Source organism: Nocardia asiatica NBRC 100129, from assembly GCF_000308415.1.
Classification (GTDB): Bacteria; Actinomycetota; Actinomycetes; order Mycobacteriales; family Mycobacteriaceae; genus Nocardia; species Nocardia asiatica.
The window spans coordinates 21313-27490 of sequence record NZ_BAFS01000185.1 but is presented as its reverse complement, the minus strand read 5'-3'; the positions used below and the strand labels follow the sequence as shown (position 1 = coordinate 27490).

Annotated in this window: 6 protein-coding genes; 5 read left to right on the top strand and 1 reads right to left on the bottom strand. The window is 70.4% G+C overall.

Features of this window, described 5'->3' with window-relative positions; translation table 11 throughout:
* The first annotated feature begins 210 nt into the window (after nt 1–210).
* From ON27_RS17855 to ON27_RS17845, 3 genes are all read left to right on the top strand, one after another.
* Nucleotides 211–1728, top strand: a complete 1518-nt coding sequence (locus ON27_RS17855; RefSeq protein ID WP_086007504.1) for a bifunctional phosphatase PAP2/diacylglycerol kinase family protein — start codon at nt 211–213, stop codon at nt 1726–1728.
* Nucleotides 1729–1913: 185 nt separating this feature from the next.
* Nucleotides 1914–2081: a hypothetical protein gene (locus ON27_RS17850; RefSeq protein WP_157227222.1), complete on the top strand. Its 168-nt coding sequence runs from the start codon at nt 1914–1916 to the stop codon at nt 2079–2081.
* Between the two features lie 78 nt (nt 2082–2159).
* Nucleotides 2160–2795, top strand: a complete 636-nt coding sequence (locus tag ON27_RS17845; RefSeq protein ID WP_083887642.1) for a PRC-barrel domain-containing protein — start codon at nt 2160–2162, stop codon at nt 2793–2795.
* A 191-nt stretch (nt 2796–2986) separates the two neighbouring features.
* On the opposite strand, the gene ON27_RS17840 is transcribed toward ON27_RS17845, so the two are convergent.
* Entirely contained in the window at nt 2987–4657 is a 1671-nt protein-coding gene (locus tag ON27_RS17840) for a PucR family transcriptional regulator (RefSeq protein WP_051046718.1), read from the bottom strand.
* A gap of 525 nt (nt 4658–5182) precedes the next feature.
* Here ON27_RS17840 and ON27_RS43920 point away from each other — a divergent pair.
* Nucleotides 5183–5356, top strand: a complete 174-nt coding sequence (locus ON27_RS43920; protein ID WP_043728238.1) for a hypothetical protein — start codon at nt 5183–5185, stop codon at nt 5354–5356.
* Nucleotides 5357–5430: 74 nt separating this feature from the next.
* Nucleotides 5431–6141, top strand: coding sequence for a PIG-L deacetylase family protein (locus tag ON27_RS17830; protein WP_043728264.1), 711 nt, complete (start codon nt 5431–5433; stop codon nt 6139–6141).
* Nucleotides 6142–6178: the final 37 nt, after the last annotated feature.

Here is a 6178-nt window from a genome sequence, read left to right as displayed (position 1 = left end):
GAGTGTGTGCTGATTGGGGTGTCTGCATCAGTCGATCATCCCTTTCCTGTAGCCGCTCGACGCCGCTGTGCGTTCGAGATCAGAGTACATCCGTTCACTGAAAATACGCGTTGTCCGGGCGTGATCGCGCGGCCGCACGCCGGAGCGCGTTCGCCCGTTTCGCCGCCGGTCGCCCTGACCTCGCGCCCGAGCGCTCGGTAGGCTGCGGCGATGCGGTTTCTCTCGACTCGGGGGCGCGACGGCGGGGTGGCCAGGATGACGAGCAGCCTGGATCGCTGGCTGGTCGACCGCAGTGCGAGTGTGCGCGCGACCCCGGCGGACCGGGTGCTGAAGGCGCTGAGTACCGCGGCCGACAAGAACCGCTTGTGGATCGCGCTCGGGGCGGCCCTGTTCGTGGCCGGCGACCGGTCGGCGCGGCGCGGCGCGGTGCGCGGCCTGCTCGCGCTCGGCATCGCCAGCGGGGTCGCCAACGGCGTGGCCAAGCCGCTGTTCCCGCGCCGCCGCCCGCCGGACGAATCCGTCCCGTTCGTGCGCAGGCTGGTCGCGCCGCCGGTCTCGTCGTCGTTCCCCTCCGGGCATTCGGCTTCGGCCGCCGCGTTCGCGGCGGGTCTGGCGCTGGAGTCTCCCGTCGCGGCCGCCGCGGTGGCTCCGGTCGCCGCCGCGGTCGGGTATTCGCGCGTGCACATCGGCGTGCACTGGCCCTCCGACGTGATCGCGGGCGCGCTGTTCGGCGGTGCGGTCGCGTTGCTCACCCGGCGGTGGTGGGCGGTGCGCGCCGACGAACCCGCCGCACTCGGTCCGGTCGGTCGCATCGACCCCCTGCCCGGCGGCGCCGGACTGCTGCTGATCGGCAATCCGCACGCGGGCTCGGGCAACGGCGACGGGACGCTCGCCGCCCTGCGGGACCGACTGCCCGCCGCCGAGGTACTCGAGCTCACCGGCGACGACGGCTTCGAGACCAGGATGGACGAACTGCTGCGGCGTGCGGACATCGTCGCCCTCGGCGTCGTCGGCGGGGACGGAACGGTGTCCGCTGTCGCGGAGTACGCGGTCCGGCGTCGGCTTCCGCTGGCGGTCTTCGCGGGTGGCACGCTGAACCATTTCGCCAGGGACGCCGGGGTCGAGGACGCGGCGGTGACCTTCGCCGCGCTGGAGGCGGGCGAAGCCGTCCGCGTCGATGTGGCCGAGGTGTCGTTCGACGGCGTCGAGCAGCGCATTTTCGTCAACACCGCCAGCCTCGGCGGTTATCCCGACTTCGTGCGCGTGCGCGAACGCTGGGAGCGCCGGATCGGCAAATGGCCCGCCGCGGGAATCGCCATGGTGCGCGTGCTGCTGCGCGCCAAGCCGCTGCACGTCACCCTCGACGACGCCCGCATCGCGCTGTGGATGCTGTTCGTCGGCAACGGCGCCTATCGCCCCGCCGACCAGATCCCCATGTCGCGTCCGGAACTCCACGGCGGCACGCTCGACGTGCGGTACCTGCGCGCCGACGTCCCGTTCTCGCGCCTTCGGCTGGTCTGCGCGACGTTCACCGGCACGCTGGCGTACTCGCCGACCTATCGGCACCGCCGGGTCTCCCGGGTGGACGTGCGCGTAACGGAAGCGCCGGTCTCGCTGGCCACCGACGGTGAAGTCGACCATCGCGGCAAGGACTTCCGGTTCACCAGCAGGCCCTCCGCTCTGACGCTGGTCAAGGGCGGCCACGGGATGCCCGACTCGGCGGGCTGAGCGGCCCGGCGAAAACGGTCAGGTAGCTGTGAGATTGCTATCTTTTATTCCATGTGTCGGTGGTTGGCGAAATAACGGCTTCCTCACGTTTGATCGGGATAGGTCCGGGTAGTTGCCATGATGTAGCTGATCACTCCCGATCCCGAATGGGGCCGGGAACATGCACTACTGGGCAGGAGCACGTCATGCTCGATGTTTCCTACCGTCTATCGCTACTCGACCAGGACACGCAGCGGCTGGATGTCAGCCGGTACCTGACGTGTGAATCCGCGGAGGACCCGGAGCGGCTGGCGCGGAGAACGCAGCGCCTCGACGACGGTCCCGACGCCACCGATCGACCCTCAAGCGATTGAAACCTTTTCTCAGCGCGCGCGGTGGACACCCGCGTTCTGTCGGGCTGCGCATCGCACGGACGAACTGCGGAGGAACCCATGACTGAAATGCTGGAAACGCTCATCGGCAGCTCGGTGTACGGCCCCGAAGGCGAGAAGATCGGCAAGGTCAAACGGGTCTACGTCGACAACAATTCCGGCTCACCGACCTGGATCGCGGTGTCCACCGGCCTGTTCAGCGCCGACGCCTTGGTCCCGCTGGCCGGTGCCGAGCATCGCCCCGAGTCGGCCACGCTGCGGGTGCGGGTCGGGAAGGAAGCGGTGAAGGCCTCGCCGCAGCTGGACCACAACGGGCAGATCAGCCCGCAGGCCGAGCAGGAACTGTTCGACCACTACCAGATCGACCCGGAGCAGGCCGCGTGGGACGTCTACGGCAGGCAGCCGGTTCCGCAGCAGCGGCGGGCCCGCCCCGAGATGACCCGCCCGCCGGAGGAACGAGCCGAGGAGCGGGGCGAGGTCGCCACGGCGCGGATGCAGACCTATCTGGACAGCGCGGGCGAGACGCTGCGCAGGCCGGCCGGTGGCGACCGGACGAGGGTGGGGCGTGAGCCGATGATCGACCCCTACGCCGTCGACACGGCCGACCTCGGAATGCAGGATACGGACGGCATTCCGCGCGACGATCTGCTGAACGAACAGGCGCGAGACCGGGACCCCGAGCACCGAAGGGGCTGATCGGGCGGGTGGGCCCGGTCGAGCCCGAGCGGCTGACCGGGTTCGTCGGCGGCGGTGACGTGCGTGTCCGCCGACACGCACGCCACCGCCGCCGCGATTCGGTCGGGCTGCGCCGGTGAGCAGGTCGGGCCGTGCCGGAGCGGGTCGTGCCGCGCTGCTCCGCTGCGTCGGTCACACCGCCCCCGCGTCGGTCAGGTGGGCAGCGCCACCAGGGACAGGAACCGCCATGCGCGCGTGGCGGCTTGCAGGTTGAAGCGGGTGTCGACATCGCGCAGGTCGAAGCCGGTGAGTTGCCGGATGCGCCCGAGCCGGTAGCGCAAGGTGCTGCGATGGATGTGCAGCGCGGCGGCCGAATCGTCGTAGTTGCCACCGCATTCGAGGTATCGGCTCAAGGTGTACACCAGATCGGCACGGTGGTCGCGATCGTAGTCGAGCAGCGTGCCGAGCCATTCCCGCATGAACCGCTCGACTTGGCCATCGGCGCGGGCGGCGTCGACCAGCCGGTAGAAGCCCAGCTCGTCGAACGCGGTGACGCCGTCGGGCATTCGCGACCGCAGCCGGATGTTGATCGCCCGCCGCGCGTCGTCGAACGCCCGGGCGAGATCGGCCGGGCGAGTGCAGCAGCCGCTGATCCCGATGGTCACGGGGGCGGTGTCCAGGTGCTCGCAGACGGCGTGGTGCAGAGCTTCGGGTTCGGGTCTGCGCTGGGTGATCAGAACGATCATGCCCGCGTGGCGGCCTTGGAGAAACGGCAGATCCAGCACCGTCGCGGCCCGGCCGACCGCCTCCGCCAGGGCACTGTCGTCGCCGTGCACGAGCACCACGTAGTGCTCGCCGCGCAGGTCGTAACCCATGGCCTCGGCTCGGGCGAAGGCGCTGTCGCTGTCGGTGCCCGCCAACAGGTCGTCGACCAGTTCGCGGCGTAATCGCAGCTCGATCTCGGCGAGGTCGCGCTGGTGCGCCAACTCCAGGGCGAGCACCGTGCTGCCGTGGGCGAGGGCGAAGAGCTGCTCGTCGAACGCCTGGTGGTCCGGGTCGATCAACGCGAGCGTGCCCAGGATCTCGGCGCGCGGTTTCACCAGCACGACCACCCGGTCGCGGACGCGCAGCGGCGCGTTGTGGGCGGCCAGGCGGTGCAGCAGTTGTTCGCGCTGCTGTGGCGGCGCTTTCGGATACGGGTCGGGTCTTCCCGGCCCGGACCACACCCGCAGATTGCCGAACGGATCCTCGACGGCGACCGGTAATCCGGTCAGCCGCGCCAGCGCGTCCGCGATGCCCTGTTCGCCCGTGCCGTGCGCGGCGGCGCCGGAAAGCGTCTCGTGTACGCGGTTACGGCGTTCGAGCCGCAGGACGGCGGCCGCGAGATCCCCGTCGGCAGCGGTCGGCGCGGGGACGTCGGCGAAAGCCCGTTCGCGCGATGCGACGTTCGCCAGCGCGGCGCCCGCGAGCTGGGCGAGCACGGTGAGCAGGACCATCTCCGGCTGCTGCGGCTCGCGGTCGGCGCCGACGACGAGCGCGCCCACCGTCTGGCACCGGTCGCGCAGGGGGAGCGCCCAGCCCCATCGGTGCCCGGGAAGCCGAAGGCTGCCCTCGCCGTGCTGTGCGCGCAGCTGTGCCGCCACGCCCGGCGGGGCGGGGCGCGGTTGCGGGCTGAGCAGATAGTCGCTCTCGACCACTCGGTAGCAGCCCAGTGCGTCGCAGCCTCCGACGGAGCGCACCGCCTCCGCGGCGATGCGCAGAATGTCCGATTCCCGGCAGTCGGCGAAGAGCAGCGCGGCCGCCGCGCCCAGCGCGCGCAGCGAGGACGCCGGCACGGGTGCCAGCGGGCCGTCGACATCCGAACTCAATGTTTGCTGTGTCATGAGCTCCGGTCCGTGGCCGTCGAGGTCGTGCGCCGATGGAGCGGACTCCGGGGCCGAGCGTCCGCCGTAACTGCTTGACAGATCGGCCTATTTTCGGTGTCTCACCTGGTTCGATTGCGTATCGATGCGCATTGCTGCGGGCAATGTCGACGGTACACCGATGGCATGTCCGACGCAGATAGAAGCGTGAACCTGACGTTTGCCACTCGATGTCCCTTGTGCGATGCGCTCCGACACCGTTCGAACGCCGTTCTGGTGGGAGTGGCGCCATCGCCGATCCGCGTGCGGCTGTGTCGATCGACGAGCGGATGACCGCCTGCGCTGCGCGCGCGGGCGACCCGATCGGCGCCGGCAACCGGCGGCCCGACATCGGGTGCGCGCGGGTGACCCCGATCGGCGCCCGGCAGCTTGCGCCCGACGTCGGGGAGAACCCTGATTTCGACCCCGAAATCCCTTCTCACCTGCTGATTCGAATTCGTCTGGCTGTCATGCTCGAAGCGGAAACGAACTTCTGGAGGCATCGAAATGTTGTGGAAGATCATCGGCGTCGTCGCCGTCGTATGGATCGCGCTGGCCGTCATCGGCGCGTTGATCAAGGGTCTGTTCCCGATCCTGGTGATCAGCGCCGTCGTGTTCGGGCTGTACCTGCTGTACAAGGCGGTGTCGGGCTCGGACAACTCGACGGTGAGCAAGCTGTAGCGGGGGACGCGGCGGTGCGGCGCCCAGCGGGCGGCGCACCGCCGTCGCCGCGAGGTGATGTTTGAATGACCCCCGTGGAGCGAGTTCCCGAAGATTGGCAGCGCGGCTTGGTGATCGTCGCGCATCCCGACGACATCGAATACGGCGCGGCCGCGGCGGTGGCCCGGTGGACCGGGCAGGGCAAGGACATCCGCTATGTGCTGGTGACCAGTGGGGAGGCCGGCATCGCCGGATTGCGCCCCGCGCTCGCGGGCCCGCTGCGTGAGGCCGAGGAGATCGCGGCGGCCGAGGCGGTGGGCGTACGGGAGGTGGAGTTCCTGGGCTACCCGGACGGTCGCGTCGAGGAGAGCCTCGGGTTGCGCCGCGACCTCGCCGCCGCCATCCGCAGGCACCGGCCGGAGATGGTGGTGCTGTTCAACTTCGGCGACGTGTGGGCGCCCGGCTATGTCAACAGTGCCGACCACCGTGCGGTGGGCCGGGCCGCCCTGGACGCCGTCTCCGACGCGGGCAACGAGTGGATCTTCCCGGAGATCGCCGAGTGGGAGCCGTGGTCCGCGCGGTGGGCGGCGGTCGTCGGCCCGGCAGCGACCCACGCCGTGGACGTCACCGGCACCGTGGAGCAGGCCGCCGCGTCGCTGGCCGCGCACCGGCGCTACCTCGAGGCGCTGAGCCCCGAGCCCGTCGAGGATCAGGTGCGCGCCGTCATAGACCAGGCCACCGCTCCCAAGGACGGATTCCCCGCCGAGCGGGCGGTCGGGTTCGAGTTGTTCTTCTTCGCCGGCTGAGTCCAAGACCCACGGAGGCGCGGATGCGGGTGCGGCC

Excerpts from the sequence above, each read along its gene's own strand:
- ON27_RS17850 (WP_157227222.1), top strand. The coding sequence starts at position 1,914 with ATGCTCGATGTTTCCTACCGTCTATCGCTACTCGACCAGGACACGCAG.
- ON27_RS17845 (WP_083887642.1), top strand. The coding sequence starts at position 2,160 with ATGACTGAAATGCTGGAAACGCTCATCGGCAGCTCGGTGTACGGCCCC.
- ON27_RS43920 (WP_043728238.1), top strand. The coding sequence starts at position 5,183 with ATGTTGTGGAAGATCATCGGCGTCGTCGCCGTCGTATGGATCGCGCTG.
- ON27_RS17855 (WP_086007504.1), top strand. The coding sequence starts at position 211 with ATGCGGTTTCTCTCGACTCGGGGGCGCGACGGCGGGGTGGCCAGGATG.
- ON27_RS17840 (WP_051046718.1), bottom strand. The coding sequence starts at position 4,657 with ATGACACAGCAAACATTGAGTTCGGATGTCGACGGCCCGCTGGCACCC.